At 56.8% G+C, this 16,068-nt stretch carries 14 protein-coding genes and 1 riboswitch; of the genes, 5 read left to right on the plus strand and 9 right to left on the minus strand.

The genetic code is table 11. The features are described from left to right. Window positions 1-69 precede the first annotated feature (69 nt). Both ptsP and D777_RS17895 read right to left on the minus strand, forming a co-directional pair. On the minus strand, window positions 70-2,376 hold the full coding sequence (gene ptsP / locus D777_RS16980) for a phosphoenolpyruvate--protein phosphotransferase (protein WP_036134974.1): 2,307 nt from the start codon (window positions 2,374-2,376) through the stop codon (window positions 70-72). 21 nt (window positions 2,377-2,397) lie between these two features. Then, window positions 2,398-2,928, minus strand: coding sequence for an RNA pyrophosphohydrolase (locus D777_RS17895; RefSeq protein ID WP_081849597.1), 531 nt, complete (start codon window positions 2,926-2,928; stop codon window positions 2,398-2,400). Window positions 2,929-3,101: 173 nt separating this feature from the next. Between D777_RS17895 and D777_RS16990 the strand changes: the two genes are divergently transcribed. Further along, the gene (locus tag D777_RS16990) at window positions 3,102-3,758 is read left to right on the plus strand and encodes a histidinol-phosphatase (RefSeq protein ID WP_036134747.1); all 657 of its coding nucleotides are present in this window, start codon (window positions 3,102-3,104) and stop codon (window positions 3,756-3,758) included. Window positions 3,759-3,786: 28 nt separating this feature from the next. Here the strand turns inward: D777_RS16990 and D777_RS16995 are convergent, their stop codons facing one another. The 6 genes from D777_RS16995 to thiC all read right to left on the minus strand — a co-directional run bounded on the left by D777_RS16995 (window position 3,787) and on the right by thiC (window position 9,819). Continuing rightward, entirely contained in the window at window positions 3,787-4,983 is a 1,197-nt protein-coding gene (locus D777_RS16995; RefSeq protein WP_036134748.1) for a class I SAM-dependent rRNA methyltransferase, read from the minus strand. A 20-nt stretch (window positions 4,984-5,003) separates the two neighbouring features. Further along, entirely contained in the window at window positions 5,004-5,396 is a 393-nt protein-coding gene (gcvH, locus tag D777_RS17000; protein WP_036134751.1) for a glycine cleavage system protein GcvH, read from the minus strand. Window positions 5,397-5,491: 95 nt separating this feature from the next. Continuing rightward, window positions 5,492-6,298: a 3',5'-cyclic-AMP phosphodiesterase gene (cpdA, locus tag D777_RS17005; protein WP_036134765.1), complete on the minus strand. Its 807-nt coding sequence runs from the start codon at window positions 6,296-6,298 to the stop codon at window positions 5,492-5,494. 150 nt (window positions 6,299-6,448) lie between these two features. Continuing rightward, complete coding sequence (locus D777_RS17010; protein ID WP_036134767.1) at window positions 6,449-6,934, minus strand: DUF1249 domain-containing protein; 486 nt, start codon at window positions 6,932-6,934, stop codon at window positions 6,449-6,451. After that, window positions 6,931-7,551, minus strand: coding sequence for an NUDIX domain-containing protein (locus D777_RS17015; protein WP_036134769.1), 621 nt, complete (start codon window positions 7,549-7,551; stop codon window positions 6,931-6,933). The genes D777_RS17010 and D777_RS17015 overlap by 4 nt, the downstream gene beginning before the upstream one ends. Window positions 7,552-7,941: 390 nt before the next feature. Then, window positions 7,942-9,819: a phosphomethylpyrimidine synthase ThiC gene (thiC, locus tag D777_RS17020; RefSeq protein WP_036134771.1), complete on the minus strand. Its 1,878-nt coding sequence runs from the start codon at window positions 9,817-9,819 to the stop codon at window positions 7,942-7,944. A 94-nt stretch (window positions 9,820-9,913) separates the two neighbouring features. Next, window positions 9,914-10,027, minus strand: a riboswitch (TPP riboswitch). A gap of 170 nt (window positions 10,028-10,197) precedes the next feature. On the opposite strand from thiC, the gene D777_RS17025 reads away from it, so the two are divergent. Then, complete coding sequence (locus tag D777_RS17025) at window positions 10,198-11,556, plus strand: TolC family outer membrane protein (RefSeq protein ID WP_036134774.1); 1,359 nt, start codon at window positions 10,198-10,200, stop codon at window positions 11,554-11,556. 41 nt (window positions 11,557-11,597) lie between these two features. On the opposite strand, the gene waaA is transcribed toward D777_RS17025, so the two are convergent. Further along, the gene (gene waaA / locus D777_RS17030) at window positions 11,598-12,851 is read right to left on the minus strand and encodes a lipid IV(A) 3-deoxy-D-manno-octulosonic acid transferase (protein WP_036134777.1); all 1,254 of its coding nucleotides are present in this window, start codon (window positions 12,849-12,851) and stop codon (window positions 11,598-11,600) included. A 120-nt stretch (window positions 12,852-12,971) separates the two neighbouring features. Between waaA and lpxL the strand changes: the two genes are divergently transcribed. Genes lpxL through D777_RS17045 form a run of 3 tightly spaced genes read left to right on the plus strand, consistent with a single transcriptional unit; the run spans window position 12,972 to window position 16,066 of the window. After that, window positions 12,972-13,919, plus strand: coding sequence for an LpxL/LpxP family Kdo(2)-lipid IV(A) lauroyl/palmitoleoyl acyltransferase (lpxL, locus tag D777_RS17035; protein WP_081849598.1), 948 nt, complete (start codon window positions 12,972-12,974; stop codon window positions 13,917-13,919). A gap of 60 nt (window positions 13,920-13,979) precedes the next feature. Beyond that, a complete protein-coding gene (locus D777_RS17040) occupies window positions 13,980-14,966 on the plus strand; it encodes a mitochondrial fission ELM1 family protein (RefSeq protein WP_036134782.1) in 987 nt (328 codons plus the stop codon). After that, entirely contained in the window at window positions 14,963-16,066 is a 1,104-nt protein-coding gene (locus tag D777_RS17045; RefSeq protein WP_036134785.1) for a glycosyltransferase family 4 protein, read from the plus strand. The genes D777_RS17040 and D777_RS17045 overlap by 4 nt, the downstream gene beginning before the upstream one ends. The last annotated feature ends 2 nt before the right edge of the window (window positions 16,067-16,068 follow it).

Genomic DNA, 16,068 nt, shown 5'->3' on the forward strand with positions numbered 1-16,068 from the left:
TGTCTGCTAACCAAGATAACAGGCCATTCTAGAATACACACCCTATAACCGGCCTGTTCAGCGACCAGCTCAGGAAACGGCCTGTTCGGCCAGGGCTGCAGTCGTCGATTTTCCCGGCCGCAAATAACGCCCAAATCCGGCATTACGTAGCGCCAGATCAACACAACTCTTGATCACATGAGGCGAATCCAGCAACAGCACGTCTTCCAGCAGCTGTATTGCCCATTCCCGACTCACGGAGCGTATCACCGACTTGACCTTGGGCAGGCTGGCCGCGTTCATGGAGAGCGAGTCATAGCCCATCGCCATCAACAGAAGGGCGCCACCGGGATCGCCAGCCAGCTCGCCACAAATCCCGACCGGTTTGCCCACCGCATGAGCGTCCTGGGCGATGCGAACCAACGCCTGCAAGACAGCGGGATGGTAAGAGTGATATAGCTGGGCGACCCGGGGGTTATTGCGGTCGACTGCCAGCAAATACTGGGTGAGGTCGTTTGAACCTACAGAAAGGAAGTCTACGCGATCCGCCAGTTCACGAATCTGGTAAACCGCCGCAGGAATTTCGACCATCACACCCACCTTGGGCATATGGATGTCATATCCCTCTTCACGGACTTCGTGATACACCCGGTAGATCAGGTGCAATGATTCCTCAACTTCTGACACGTTGCTGATCATCGGCAGCATGATCTGGAGATTGTTCAAGCCCTCACTGGCCTTGAGCATGGCACGGACCTGAACCAGGAAAATCTCCGGGTGATCGAGGGTGACCCGGATACCCCGCCAGCCAAGGAACGGGTTTTCCTCGTGGATCGGGAAATAGGTCAGGGATTTGTCACCGCCCACGTCCAGCGAACGCATGGTCACAGGGTTCGGCGCAAAGGCCTCAAGCTGCTCCCGGTAGTATTCGCGCTGCTCCTGCTCAGAAGGGAACCGGTCCTTAATCATGAACGGAACTTCGGTCCGGTACAGGCCAATGCCCTCAGCACCATGGGAAAGCGAGCGCACGACGTCTGTCATCAGACCGGTATTGACCAGAAGCGACAGCCTGTGACCGTCGGTCGTCTCGGAGGGCTTGTCACGCAATGCCTCGAGACCACGCACCAACTCATCTTCTTCGTCGCAGATGGCTTGATAAAACGCTCTCAGGTCCTCTGAGGGGGACGCAAAAATCTGTCCCTCGAAACCGTCGACGATCAATTCCTTGCCATCAAGTTGGTTGACCGGAATATCCACCAACCCCATGACGGTCGGAACGCCCATCGCCCGTGCAAGGATGGCAACGTGAGAGTTACTTGAGCCTTTCACCGACACGAGTCCGACCAGACGTCCCTTGGGCACCTCCCCCAGCATGGCTGGCGTCAGCTCTTCGCTCACAAGTACGGTATGCTCTGGATACTCCAGATGCCGCTGCTCACCTTCCTGCAGATGTGAAAGCAGCCGGCGCCCCAGATCACGGACATCCACCGCCCGCTCCTGAAGGTAATGATCATCCATCATCTCGAAGTGGCGTACATACTGCTGCACAACCTGCTTCAAGGCTCCGGGCGCCCAGATCCCCTCGCGAATCCGGTTGGCAACTTCGCCGGGCAGCGCTTCATCCCCCAGCATCCGGAGATAGACATCAAACAGGGCCTGTTCCTCTGGCCGCAACTGGCTCGCCAGACGCTTTGCCACCCGCTCGATATCCTCCCTAACCGCCTTGACAGCGCCCCGGAACAGTTCCAGTTCCCGGTCGATGTCATCGGCCGGTTTTTCCGGGACCACATCAAGATCAGCCGCGGGGTATACGACGACGCTGTTGCCGATGGCCACGCCGGGCGCTCCCGGCACGCCATTAAAACTGACATCGTGGGCTTCCTCGCCAGTCAGCGACATGCCGCTAATGGCGCCCGTTGCCTCGCTGTGCGCGATGACACCGGCCAACTGCGCCGAGACCGTTACAAGAAATGCCTCTTCACCTTCGTCAAAGCAGCGTGAACTCTCTCGCTGCTGGACCACGAGAACACCAAGTACGCGGCGGTGGTGAATAATCGGTACACCGAGGAATGAGCGAAAACGCTCTTCCCCGGTTTCCGGAAAGTAGCGATAACGGGGATGGGAGGGAGCATCTTCCAGGTTAAGCGGTTCCTCGCGGGAGCCAACCAGGCCGACCAACCCCTCAGAGTAGCCCAGACTGACCTGACCAACCGCCTTTCGGTACAGACCCTCGGTGGCCATCAGCAGATAGCGGTTGCTGCCAGGATCCAGCAGATAAACCGAGCAGACCTCCGTGCCCATGGCCTTTTGCACCCGCGAAACAATGATATCCAGCGCCTCCTGCAAATCACGGGCGCTGTTTACCTCTTGTACAAGACTTCGCAGTATGCTCAGCATGGCCATGGCCGGGTCAGTCCATCATTTCCTGGATTCCTTTGCACGCCGGGGTTGTTCGTTTCGCTGCCACTGTTCCATGTTGTAGAACAGTCGCGGCGCCAACTCCCTCAACGCACGCCTGTATACCTCGCGTTTAAACGAGACCACCTGTCCCAACGGATACCAGTAACTCACCCACTGCCAACCGTCGAATTCCGGTGAATCAGTGCCATCGACGCACACTCGTGCGTCTGGCGATAACATCCTCAGCAGGAACCATTTCTGTTTTTGGCCCACACAAACGGGGTGGGAGTTATGACGTACCATCCTCCTCGGAAGTCGGTACCTGAGCCAGCCCCGGGTACAACTGATGATCTCAACATCATTTGCCCCCAGACCAACTTCTTCTCCAAGCTCCCGGTAAAGTGCCTGCTCAGGTGATTCGTTATGCTTGATACCACCCTGCGGAAACTGCCAGGAGTCTTGCCCTATGCGCCTTGCCCAGAGAACTTCTCCTCTGTGGTTGGCCAGAATGATTCCGACGTTGGGTCTGAAACCGTCTGAATCAATCACGGCACAGTCCTCTCAAAAGTCGGTTGACCAGTACAAAAATCAACCGGTCAGATTTATCCAAGTTGTTCTCATTCTTGCAGAAACCCAAGAGTTGGGCAAACACAGCCGCGCCTGGATGAGCGTGTTAGACTACCGATCTCAACGCTAGCCCGGCGATCACTGGAGGAAACAGCTTGACGCTCGCAATTTTTGATCTGGACAACACCCTGCTGGCAGGCGATAGCGATCACGCCTGGGGCGATTTTCTCGTCGAGGAAGGCATCGTCGATGCAGAGGAATATCGAAAGGCCAACGACCAGTTCTATCAGCAGTACCTGAACGGCGAACTGGATATACTTCACTATCTCGGGTTTGCGCTCCGGCCGCTGGCCGATCATGGCATGGACGACCTGCTGGCTTGGCGAGAAAAATTCATGGCCAGCAAGGTACAGCCTATGATGCTGCCCAAAGCCACGGCCTTGCTGGAGAGCCACCGGGAACAGGGACACACCCTGATGATCATCACCGCAACGAACCGTTTCGTCACAGAACCCATTGCCAACGAACTGGGCATTGAACATCTGATTGCCACCGAACCGGAAATGGTGAATGGCCAATACACTGGTCGAGTTGCAGGCGTCCCCAGCTTTCAGGATGGGAAAGTCATCCGACTCAAGGAGTGGCTACAGGCGCACGGCGAGGATTTGACGAGCGCCTGGTTCTACAGCGATTCCCACAACGACGTTCCGCTATTACAGCACGTTGCCAACCCTGTCGCCGTTGACCCGGATCCCAAACTGGAAGCCCTGGCCCGGGAAAACGGCTGGCAAGTTCTGTCATTGCGGGGCTGAAGGCAGGCCAAAAACGGGAACCGAATCGTCAGAAAAATCCGGTCAGGGAGCGCACAAAGCAGGATTTAATGTAATCAGTCTCCGGAATACCGGGTATCACCGGGTGGTCCGGGGCCTGATGCCCCTGCTCCAACAACTGCACAAAGCGATCAATTTTCCGGCCACTGCCGCGGATAATATCTACCAGCTTTTCCTGGGACAGGTGCATAGAGCAGGATGCAGACACCAATAGGCCATCTCGATCCAGAAGGCGCAGCCCCAGCTGATTGAGGCGAGCGTAGGCCTGCTCACCAGCCTTCTGGTCGCGCCGGCGCGGGATCAGGGCCGGCGGATCCAGCACGACAATATCGAACTTTTCTTTTTCGTCGCACAGTGCTTTCAACGCCTCGAAAGCATCGCCTTCCAGGGTTTCCACGTTTTCGAGGCCGTTTAGACCCGCATTGTGATGCACAGCGTCAATCGCCGAGGACGAACTGTCCACGCAGGTGACGTGCGAGGCGCCGGCAGAAGCAGCTTGAACCCCCCAGCCACCAACGTAGCTAAACACATCCAGCACACGCTTGCCCGGCGCATAGGCCTGCAGTCGCTGACGATTCATTCTGTGGTCATAAAACCAGCCGGTTTTCTGGCCGTCAGCCAGATCCACCTCGAAGCGGACGCCATTCTCCTCTACCCGGAGCAACGACGTTTCCGGCCCTTGAGCCTGCTCCACGTAGGAGTCCAGCCCTTCAACTTTCCGCATCTTGCCGTCGTTCTTCAGCACAATAGCGGCAGGATGTATCAGCCGCTGCACGGCCCGCACGATCGCATCCTTCAACAACTCCATGCCCGCCGTCGAGATCTGGATAACAACGGTATCGTCAAACCGATCAATCACCAGCCCCGACAACCCATCACTGTCGCCAAAGACCCAACGATAGAAAGGCTTCTGAAACAACTTCCCCCGCAGAACCAGGGCATTCTCAAGGCGCTGCTCGAGGCGCTGAGGTGTCATCCCGTGCCGGGCATCCCGGCTGATCAGCCGGGCACAAATGAGCGTATGGGGATTTACAAACACCGTGCCCAACGCTTTATCGTTGGCGGCACGCAGTTCTGCCTGAGATCCGGCCTCAAAACCGGCCAGCGGACTACGCCGGGTATCCACTTCATTGCTGTAAACCCATAGATGGCCAGCCCGAAGGCGCCGCTCAGCGCCTTTGCGCAGGTATAACACAGGTAAAGTCATATCAGTTCCTGAGGCAAGGGTCATTCTTCGGCAGCAACATGCTCTGCATAGGCCGCTGCGTCCATCAGCCCTTCAAGCTCTCCCTCGTCTGCCAACTTGACTTTGAAGAGCCAACCATCGCCATAGGGATCCTCGTTTACCTTTTCAGGCTCGTCTTCCAGTGATTCATTCACAGCAATCACTTCGCCGGTAACCGGGCTGAATACATCTGATGCTGACTTGACGGATTCCGCCACACCGGCCTCCTCACCGCCATTGACCGTCGCGCCCATATCGGGCACACCAATATAGACCACATCGCCCAACTGCTCCTGCGCGAAGTCGGTTATGCCAATGGTGGCCGTACCATCGTCGGAAACTCGGGCCCATTGATGGGTTTCAATGTACTTAAGATCTGCCGGTATATCGCTCATGTTTGGATCCCCTGATTGATTTTTTCGCGCAGTTTACCGTAACGGCCGCGCGCCAGCGACACCCGGAGGGATTCACATGAAGGAAAGAGAGAAGGTCAGTAACCGGTACTGTTTCGATCCAAAGTGAACTCAAAGCCATCCGCCCGATGGACCTCTGTGTGAAAATCTCCGGCGGGTCCCAACTCAAACCATCGGTAGCCAGGGGGCAGAGGTTCAACAGAAAAGTCACTGGACCCTGCCGTGAACTGGATACAGGTCGAGGGCGTTGCGAGCAGAGCAACGTCACCCCGCTCCTGTTGCAGGTCCTGATGGATATGCCCCCACAGCACCACCTTCACCTGAGGAAACCGATCGACTACCCGCCAAAATGCCTCCCGGTTCTTCAGACCTATTTTTTCCATCCAGTCAGAGCCAATATCCACTGGATGATGGTGGAGGGAAACCACGGCGGGGATTTCAGGGTGTTGATTCAGGCAGGATTCCAGAAATTCCAGCTCCGACGGCGCAAGATCCCCAAACACCTTGCCGGGCACGGAAGAATCCAACAACACGAATTGCCAGCCGCCCTGGATGATGTGACGCCGGTTGGCGCAAAACTCAGATGCCACTGACTGAAGAATCTCTGCGTTATCGTGGTTGCCGGCGATCCAGGCAGAACCACAGCTGAAAGCACCAAGGTTGTTTCCGAATACCCGGTAAGCCTCCTCCGAACCATCCTGGGCAAGGTCGCCTGTCGCCAGGATAAGGTCAGGCTCCCCATGACGTTTCAACACTTCAGAAATAACCGCGGAAAGGCTTTCACGGGTATTAACACCCAGCAACTCGCCATCCGGGTTTGCCATTAAGTGAGGGTCTGTCAATTGTAATACCCGCAGAGGCCGGGTGTCTGCCGTTGTGGTCATGGTACTCGCAGTCAGTTCTATGCCAAGGATTGGAGTATGACGCAAGTGTACGCCGACCGTTCCCTATTCGATGACCGATTAATGGAACGGCTTCACATTATTGCCAACCTATGCTTCTTGGTTCCGTTTTTTGACAACTATGACACAAAGTCAGTCAACACCCTCGCCCGCCGACCAGGCGGCGTGCTCCATCGGCAAATGACCAAAGCGCAGGCAGTAATCCAGCCAATCAGCCAGGAAACCGTTAACCTGCACCTTCTCGTCGGGATGATGCATAAATCGGTTCGGATAATCATTCACAGGCGCAATTCGACGGTCTCGATAACAACTGATTACCTCAGCCATCCCGGCATCATGGTAAACCCTGACCGTCATCTGAGGATTGTTCAACCAACGCCCTGAATTATGAACCTGCTCAAGCAACAGCGTTTCTGTGAAGCGAGCTCCCTGGAGCACCTCGATGCGTACCCGACCCAGGTACTGATTTTCCCTGTGAAGCTCAAACTCACAGACTGGTTTGCCATCCACTTTCAGATTACGCAACTTATTCAAGCGCTGGTAATTACCATCGCATAACGCCCCCAGCTGCCGGAGATCCGGAACGTAGCGCTTGGGTTTCATCGCCCATTCAGTCATTGATTTGCCTCACGTCTTAGCCTCGAACGATTAAGCTCAAGCCACTGCAGGGCGATAATAGCGGCAGCGTTATTGATCCTGCCATCGTGGATCATGGCAATAGCGTCATCAGCGGAGACCACATGGGCCCGGATATCCTCATGCTCATGCTCGATGCCAAACAGCCCACCGGCAGATTCGGCGCTGATCTGGCCGTAAAAAAGGTGGATCATTTCGGTGGTGCCGCCCGGGGAAACGAGGTAGTCGCAGATTTTCTCCAGCTTCGAGAACGTAAGGCCGGCTTCTTCCTGCCCTTCACGCTGGGCTACTTCTTCTGGGGATTCTCCATCTTCGTTCATCCCGGCGACGAGTTCGAGCAGCCAGGGCGATTGTGCCCGCCCGAGCGCACCGAGGCGGAACTGCTCGAGGAGCACGACTTCCTCGCGGACGGGATCGTAGGGCAACACACAGGTAGCGTCGCCACGAATGAACAGTTCGCGGGTAAAGACCGGCATCTCCTGACCGTCAAACCGCGGATGCGTCAACCATAGCTTGTCCATCCGGAAGAAGCCCTGGAAGACGGTTTCACGCTTTTCGATGTATACATCGCTGGCGCTGAACTGGAACGGTTTGGTCATTGCTCATCCCGATTTATAATCGACTTTGAACGATAGCCGTTACTGCGGTGTGCCTGCAAGCTTCCCGAGCCTGTATATCCGATGGTGGAGGCGGTGAGCATCCCTGCCGCCCAAAACCCGCTCCTTGCGGCACATCCATGTGGCGCTTGGGCTTCGCCATCCATGGCTACGCACAGTTTTGGGCGGCAGGGATGCTCACCTTCCAAACTCCACAATGGCCTTCCAAAGCCGCAGGCCATCCGGATACCTGAGGAGCAGGGCGGGGACGACTGTTCTGGACTGTGCGGAGCCATGGATGGCGAAGCCCAAGCGCCCCATGGATGGGCTTGAGCGTGTCCTGAACAGTCGTCCCCGCCCTGCTCAGCCACCGAAAGTCAGAGGCCCATCAAATCAGACCTTGTCGTAAATTTTGCTACCTGACTCCACAAACTCCCGGGATTTTTCCTGCATCCCGGCATCGATAGCCTTCACCTCATCCAGACCATTTTCCGCCGCATAATCCCGAACTTCCTGGGAAATCTTCATGGAACAGAATTTAGGACCGCACATGGAGCAGAAGTGAGCTACCTTCGCCGATTCTTTGGGCAGGGTCTCGTCATGGAAGGCTCTTGCCGTGTCCGGATCGAGACCAAGATTGAACTGATCCTCCCACCGGAACTCAAATCGCGCTTTGGACAAGGCGTTGTCACGTACCTGAGCCCCCGGATGGCCCTTGGCCAGGTCCGCGGCGTGGGCTGCGATCTTGTAGGTAATGATGCCGGTTTTAACGTCGTCCTTGTTCGGCAGCCCAAGATGCTCCTTCGGTGTCACGTAGCAAAGCATTGCGCACCCGTACCAGCCAATCATGGCCGCACCGATACCGGAAGTAATGTGGTCATAGCCAGGTGCAATGTCTGTAATCAGGGGCCCCAGGGTATAGAACGGCGCCTCATCACAGCACTCCAGCTGTTTATCCATGTTCTCTTTGACCAGATGCATTGGCACGTGACCCGGGCCTTCGATCATTACCTGAACATCGTGTTTCCACGCGATCTTGGTGAGCTCTCCCAGGGTTTCCAACTCGCCGAACTGCGCCGCGTCGTTGGCGTCTGCTATTGAGCCCGGGCGCAGACCATCGCCAAGACTGAAGGACACATCGTAGGCCTTCATGATCTCGCAAATATCTTCAAAGTGCTCGTAGAGGAAGCTTTCCTTGTGATGCGCCAGACACCACTTGGCCATAATTGATCCGCCACGGGAGACGATGCCTGTGGTTCGGCTTGCGGTGAGAGGCACATGGTGCAACCGCACGCCAGCATGGATCGTGAAGTAATCGACGCCCTGCTCCGCCTGTTCGACCAGCGTATCCCGGAAGATTTCCCAGGTCAGATCCTCGGCAACACCGCCAACTTTTTCCAGCGCCTGATAGATCGGCACGGTGCCGATGGGGACCGGGGAGTTACGAATGATCCACTCGCGGGTCTCGTGGATATTCTTGCCGGTGGACAGGTCCATGATGGTGTCGGCACCCCAGCGGATCCCCCAGGTCAGCTTTTCCACTTCTTCCTCAATCGAGGAGGAAACCGCCGAGTTGCCGATATTGCCGTTGATTTTGACCAGAAAGTTGCGGCCAATGATCATTGGCTCGGATTCAGGATGATTAATGTTGGCCGGGATTATGGCACGCCCCCGCGCAACTTCATCGCGCACAAACTCCGGCGTAATTTCTTCCGGGAGATTGGCTCCGAATGACTGCCCTGGATGCTGGTCCTTGAGCAATCCCCGTTCACGGGCTTCCTGGAGCTTCTGGTTTTCGCGAATCGCGATGTATTCCATCTCCGGAGTTACAATCCCCTGGCGGGCGTAGTGCATCTGACTGACATTACAGCCGCTTTTAGCCTTCAGGGGCTTTCGCTCATCCATGAACCGCAATGGATCAAGCTGCGGGTCCTTCATACGGCGGCGAGTGAACTCAGAGGTGTAGTCCGCCAGCTGTTCAACGTCGTCACGCTCTGCAATCCAGCCTGCACGGATTGGCTTTAGCCCCTTCCTCAGATCAATCGACGCGTCCGGATCCGTGTAGGGGCCCGAAGTGTCGTAAACCATCACCGGCGGATTCTTCTCACCGCCCATTTCGGTCGGCGTATCTCCAACGATAATTTCGCGCATGGGGACACGCAGATCCGGGCGGCTGCCCTGCACATAGATTTTGCGGGATTTGGGCAAAGGCTGGACTGCGGCTGAGTCTACCTTTGCGGAGTCACTGAGATAGGACGGTAATTCGCTCATCATTCGCTCCCGTTCGTTGATAGTGTCGGGCCGCGCATGACGGAGCTGTCGCAAGACGGTTTCTGCCTTTGAGGAGCAGGGGAATCTCGTGTATCAGCTGCATAGTCTCAATTCCTACGCCGGTATTATCCGGATCAGGTCGCGGGTTCTGCGTTGCAATCTCAGCCGGTTCCCAAAACTCTGGGATCCAGCACCCCGTCAAGACGCGATTCTGTATTGTGTGGCCCCCGAAATGAGTGCCAAATGCAAGTGTAGAGCTGAGCATGATTATTGTCCATAATGGCCAGCCATAGACTTCGGACAACGCGCGACCTGTATTGACTGCTACACCGGAGTGTTAAGCGGGACGCTTACGTGCATAGGTATTCAGGAGAAACAATGAAGAAACGACTGCTTTCCGGACTTGTTGGCCTCTTGGCGGCCCAGCCCGCCCTTTCCATGGATCTGGTTGAGACCTATGAGAAAGCACTTTCCTACGACTCCGGCATTGCCGCGGCCAGGGCCAGCTTTGAAGCCCAGCAGGCAGCCAGTGACGTAACCAAGAGCGCACTGCTTCCCCAAATCGGCGCTTACGGCGAGGCGAATCATACTGACGTGGATGGCGACATTCAGGACGAAAGCTACAAGAGCTTCAACTATGGCGTTCAGCTCACTCAGCCCCTGTTCCGGGCGGACTCCTGGTTTTCCTACGACGCCAGTCAGTTCCAGACCGAATCTGCGCGCGCACAATACAACCTGGCGCAACAACAGCTGATCCTGGATGTTGCTAACGCGTACTTTGCAGTACTGAGAGCTCAGGACACTTTGACCACAGCCCTGGCGGCCGAGGCGGCAATTCAGCGCCAGTATGAACAGGCGCAGGAGCGGTTTGATGTCGGCCTGATTGCAATAACGGAAGTGTATGAAGCGCGCGCCAGCTATGACGACACCAGAAGTCAGCGTATCGCCGCAGAAAATCAGCTCAACGTTGCGCGCGAGCAGCTGGCGCGACTGACCGGGGAGTACACCGAAGATCTGGAAAATCTCCGTCAAGCTTTCCCTCTCGGACGCCCGGATCCAATGGACCCATCGCAGTGGGAAACCACAGCCTTGGAGCAAAACTGGTCAATCCAGTCGGCCATGTTTGACCTGAATGCCAGTGAAGCCAACCTGAAGGTTGCCAAATCCGGCCATTACCCGACGCTGGATCTCACTGCCTCGTACGGTGACAACAACATTGAAGGCGGATCACTAAATCAGTTCGAGGGCACTCAGGGCGTGATTGGCCTGACCCTGAACGTCCCACTGTACACGGGCGGCGGTACCCAGGCGGGCGTCCGCCAACAGCGCTCCCGGGTAACGGTTGCGGAACAGAGCCTCAACACGGTGCGCAGGGACGTCCGGGTCAACACCCGCAGCCTGTTCCTCACTGTGAACAACAACATCGAAACGGCTTCGGCGCTAGAGCAGACCATCATCTCCCGGCGCAGCGCCCTGGATGCGACCCGCGCAGGTTATGAGGTGGGAACAAGGAATATCGTCGAAGTGCTGGATGCAGAACGCGCCTATTATGTTGCGCTGCTGGATTATTCAAATGCTCGATATGACTATGTCATTAATTCGCTGCAGCTCAAGCAGTCCGCTGGCATTCTGAGCCCCCAGGATCTGATTGATCTGAATAACTGGCTCAGCGAGACCGCACCGGGCATTGAAGCGATCGCTAATGAGAAACAGACCCTCGAAGATCCTGCCCAGTAACGGCTGTCCTCCTGAAGGTGGGCGCAGTAAAACGCCTGCCTTCAGACTCTCTCTATGATGCCGTCCACCACCCGATCCAGGGCGCCGCGATTCTTCTCAACAACCGACAATGCCCGGCTACCAATCGCCTGACGCTCCGCTTCATTTTCGAAGAGCTGGGTGACGTGATTAGAAAGCTCATCGGAATCTGCCACCAGCTTCACCCCCGAATCGTTCAACAAGCGTTGGTAGATGGTCTCGAAATTGAATACGTGGGGCCCGGAAAAGACCGGTATTCCCCAAGCCGCCGGTTCCAGGGGGTTATGGCCGCCGCGCTCAATCAGAGAGCCCCCAACAAACGCCATATCGCTTGCACCGTAGAGCATCATGAGTTCCCCCATGGTGTCTCCGAGATAGACAGCCGCTTCGCTCGGATCGTCTCCACGGGATCGGCGAGCCAGGGAGAGCCCGGCTTTGACGATCTTCTCCGCAACCGGTTCGAAGCGTTCAGGATGACGCGGGACGATAATCAGCAGCGCCTGCGGGTGTACCTTCAAAACCTTTTTATGGGCCGCCAGCAATTGCGCATCTTCTCCACCATGGGTACTGCCCGCGACCCAGACAGGTCGGCCCTTGAGCCTTTCCCTGAGATCAATGGATGCCTGCCTGACGGATTCGGGAATATCGACGTCAAATTTCACGCTTCCAGTGACATCCACCTTGCCGGGCGCGACGCCAATACGCCGAAAGCGTTCTGCATCTTTCTCGGCCTGGGCTGCAACCCAGCTTATACTCTTCATGATTGGCGCCGCCAGGCCTTTAACCCTCTCATATCCCCTGGCCGATCGCTCCGACAGCCTGGCATTGATCAGAAAAACCGGAACCCTCAAGTTCCGGCACTGGCGGATCATATTGGGCCAGATTTCCGTTTCCATGATCACGAGAATTTTCGGCTGGGCGCGATTGAGAAAGCGGCGTATCGCTCCGGGCGTATCATAAGGCGCGTACGCGTAGCGAACCTGGTTCCCGAACATTTTTTGGGCCTGGGCGAGTCCGGTGTCGGTCATCGCCGTCATGAGAATCGTAATGCCGGGGTTGCGTGCCAGCAGCCGCCTGACCATGGGACCTGCCGCGATTGTTTCACCGACGGAAACGGCGTGCACCCACACGACGGCTCCTTCAGCGGGGGAAACCATCCCCAACCTCTCCTGCCAGTTACGACGGAGTTCCGGAGCACGGCGACCATTCCACCAGAGGCGGACAAGAATAAAGGGCAGAAGTAGCCGAATGAGTTGGGAATAGATAAATTGCAGCACACAGGACTCCAGACAAAACAGTGCGTTATCATAGCGCAAAACCCGATGGTTTGCTGGTTCCGGGCAGCCGCTTGAGCGCCAGTGAGGATCAGCCCCAGACACCGGCAGGATCGATTTCAAGTGAAGAAAAAGTATCGCAAGCTTCCACGAAACACAGATTACTCGGCTTACCGCCATCCAAGGTGGTGGCCAACCTGGATACTCATTGGTGTTATGTGGTGCTTCGCACAGCTCCCAATCCGTTTCCAATGGTGGCTGGGGAAGGTCGCCGGTCTTCTCGCGCTACAGATGGCAGGCAGCCGCCGGAGAATCACAGAAACCAACATCTGCCTGTGCTTTCCCGAGCTGACGGCCGATCAGCAGGCGGCGCTGGTTCGCAATGCGTTCATCGCCAATGGCATCGGGCTACTGGAATTGGGCATTGCCTGGTTTCGTGACCCCGCGAAACTGACATCGATTACCGAGGTGCACGGTCTTGAGCATTTTGAAGAGGCTTTAAGCCACGGAAATGGCGTGCTTCTGCTGGGAGGCCACTACAGCACGCTAGACCTCGGCGGCAGCCTGGTGACGCAGTACATACATGCAGATGTCATGCAAAGAGATCACAATAACCCCCTGATGAACGCGGTCATGACTCGCGCCCGGGAACGTCGGTACGGGACGGTACATGGAGCCCGGGATTTACGAGGCCTGTTCCGGAGCCTGAGGAAAAACCACGCGGTCTGGTACGCAACGGACCAGGACTATGGACGCAAGGACATCGTCTTTGCGCCCTTCTTCGGGATCCCGGCGGGCACGATTACAGCAACTTCGAGAATTGCGGAGCGCAGCGGGTGCCGCGTTGTACCTTTCAGTCATTTCCGCCGCGATGACAAGCCGGGATACGACATCTATTTCCACCCGGCTCTGAGAGACTTTCCGAGCGGCAATGATCTTGAGGACGCCACCCGGATCAACAGCGTTCTCGAGCAGGAAATACGGCGTGCACCAGATCAGTATCTCTGGATGCACAGGCGGTTCAAAACCCGCCCGGATCCTCATGATCCCGGTTTCTACACACGCAAATAATAGATGCACCCTCTGGCCGGCCTCACTCCCTGGGTCAGTCAGTGCAGGCTCAAGGCGCTTATGGCTAAACGGCAAGTAAATTCTGAATCCGCACCGGTGGTGTGGCTTCTGACTGACAACAAGGCGGGCCACAGGAACCAGCTGAAGGGGCTCGGAAACCGGCTGCGGGTGCTTGCCGGCGCTAGCCTGCACTGGCTCGAAGCGTCTACGGTGAATGTCCCGCTTTGGAGAGCTTTGACAGGAATTCCACCCGGTCTACCTGACGACTTGCCGCATCCCGATCTGATCATTGCCGCTGGCTCCGGCACTCACAGACTTCTGTTGTCACTCAGGCGCCTTCGAGGGAGCCGCACGCTCGTCATTATGAAGCCAGCATTCCCCACTGGATGGGTGGACGCTGCCATTATCCCCGCTCACGATAGCCCTCGCCCAAACCGGAACGTGTTTATATCCCAGGGCGTCATCAATACCATCACACCACTGGCCAGAATCACCGACAAACCGGAAGCCCTGATCCTGATCGGCGGCCCCTCCCGGCACTTTAAATGGGACGATGATGTGGTTCACGAGCAGGTCACCGGCCTGATCAGCACCTACCCGCAATGGCGGTGGACTATCAGTGACTCAAGAAGAACCCCAACGGTATTGCACGCTCGGCTGGCAGAGATGGCTAACCTCAAGGTCACCGTGGTTAACAGCCAGCAAACCCACGAAAACTGGCTGAACCACCAGTTGGCAGCCTCCCGGGCAGTCTGGATAACCCCCGACAGCATGTCCATGGTGTGCGAAGCCATTACATCCAACGTGCCTACGGGCGTACTGACACTGACGCCATCGAGGGGTAGTCGGGTAGCAAATGGCGTTGGACAACTGGTGCAATCCGGGCACCTTGCCGAATGGTCTGACCATGCGGCAGTGATGACCGGCAATAAGAACCATCACCCGGTGCTCTGGGAAGCCGATCGGGCAGCCCGCTGGGTTCTGGCAAAACGGCTTCTGCCCAAGACACACCAAACCGGTTATCCCGAGATAGGAGCTGCAGGTTGAGAATACTCCAGGCATTGCCCGCACTCTACAGCGGCGGAGTGGAACGGGGCACGGTTGAATTCGCTTCGGATCTGGCCAAACGCGGTCACGAGTCCTTTGTGGTATCCAACGGCGGCCCTATGGTCGACACGCTGAGAGCTCAGGGCAGCACGCACATCAAAATGCCCATCCACCGAAAATCTCCCGCGTCTTTTGCCCAGATCCGCCCCATGCGCCAGCTGATCCGGGATATCAAGCCGGATATCGTCCATGTCCGCTCCCGCATGCCCGCCTGGATTGTGCGCCTGGCCTGGAAGGGACTGGCAGAGTATGAACGCCCGGCCATCGTATCCACGTTCCACGGCATGTATTCCGTCAACCCCTACAGTGCCATCATGGCCAAGGCTGATCGGATCATCGCAGTATCAAACTGCGTACGGGATTACGTGCTGGAGAATTTTGATGTTCCGGAGCAGAAGCTGACGGTCATCCACCGCGGCGTCAACGTGGACTATTTCCAGAATCGGCAGTTAAACGAATCCTGGCGTCAGAATCTGCTTCGGGACTACCCGCAGCTGGAGGGCCAGAAGATTTTGATGATGCCGGGGCGGATCTCCCGCTGGAAAGGCCAGCTACAGTTCCTGTCAGCCATGGCCGAGATCCTGAGAACACGTCCCGACACTCACGGCATCATTGTCGGCGGCGTAGAGCCTGGCAAAGAACGTTTCATGAATGAGCTGGAGCAGCGCCGGACAGAGCTTGGACTGACCCAGAAGGTCACTTTCCTTGGCCAACGCAATGATATGGCCGAGCTTTACCTGTTTGCTGATGCGGTCTGCCATATGTCCACCAAGCCGGAACCCTTCGGTCGAACGGTCACTGAAGCGCTTGCCTCCGGCACACCGGTCGTCGCATTCAATAGAGGCGGCGCCGCCGAGACATTGCAGGCCTGTTTCCGCGAGGGCCTCGTGCCGGCGGATGACATCAGTGCTTTTGCCCGCACGGCAATCCGGGTTCTTGATGCCGAGGTGCCAGCGATCGAAATCCCCTACCAGTTTCGGCTGCAGGCGCAGACCGAGGCATCGCTAGCGGTTTACCAATCCTTGCTCGAATCAAGGTAGCC

This window comes from Marinobacter nitratireducens, from assembly GCF_000708045.1.
GTDB lineage: Bacteria > Pseudomonadota > Gammaproteobacteria > Pseudomonadales > Oleiphilaceae > Marinobacter > Marinobacter nitratireducens.

Bases quoted from the DNA above. Each gene is read 5' to 3' on its own strand.
- D777_RS17010 (WP_036134767.1), bottom strand. From the start codon at position 6,934: ATGACTGAATGGGCGATGAAACCCAAGCGCTACGTTCCGGATCTCCGG.
- D777_RS16995 (WP_036134748.1), bottom strand. From the start codon at position 4,983: ATGACTTTACCTGTGTTATACCTGCGCAAAGGCGCTGAGCGGCGCCTT.
- thiC (WP_036134771.1), bottom strand. From the start codon at position 9,819: ATGAGCGAATTACCGTCCTATCTCAGTGACTCCGCAAAGGTAGACTCA.
- D777_RS17040 (WP_036134782.1), top strand. From the start codon at position 13,980: ATGGCTAAACGGCAAGTAAATTCTGAATCCGCACCGGTGGTGTGGCTT.
- cpdA (WP_036134765.1), bottom strand. From the start codon at position 6,298: ATGACCACAACGGCAGACACCCGGCCTCTGCGGGTATTACAATTGACA.
- ptsP (WP_036134974.1), bottom strand. From the start codon at position 2,376: ATGCTGAGCATACTGCGAAGTCTTGTACAAGAGGTAAACAGCGCCCGT.
- D777_RS17025 (WP_036134774.1), top strand. From the start codon at position 10,198: ATGAAGAAACGACTGCTTTCCGGACTTGTTGGCCTCTTGGCGGCCCAG.
- D777_RS17015 (WP_036134769.1), bottom strand. From the start codon at position 7,551: ATGACCAAACCGTTCCAGTTCAGCGCCAGCGATGTATACATCGAAAAG.
- gcvH (WP_036134751.1), bottom strand. From the start codon at position 5,396: ATGAGCGATATACCGGCAGATCTTAAGTACATTGAAACCCATCAATGG.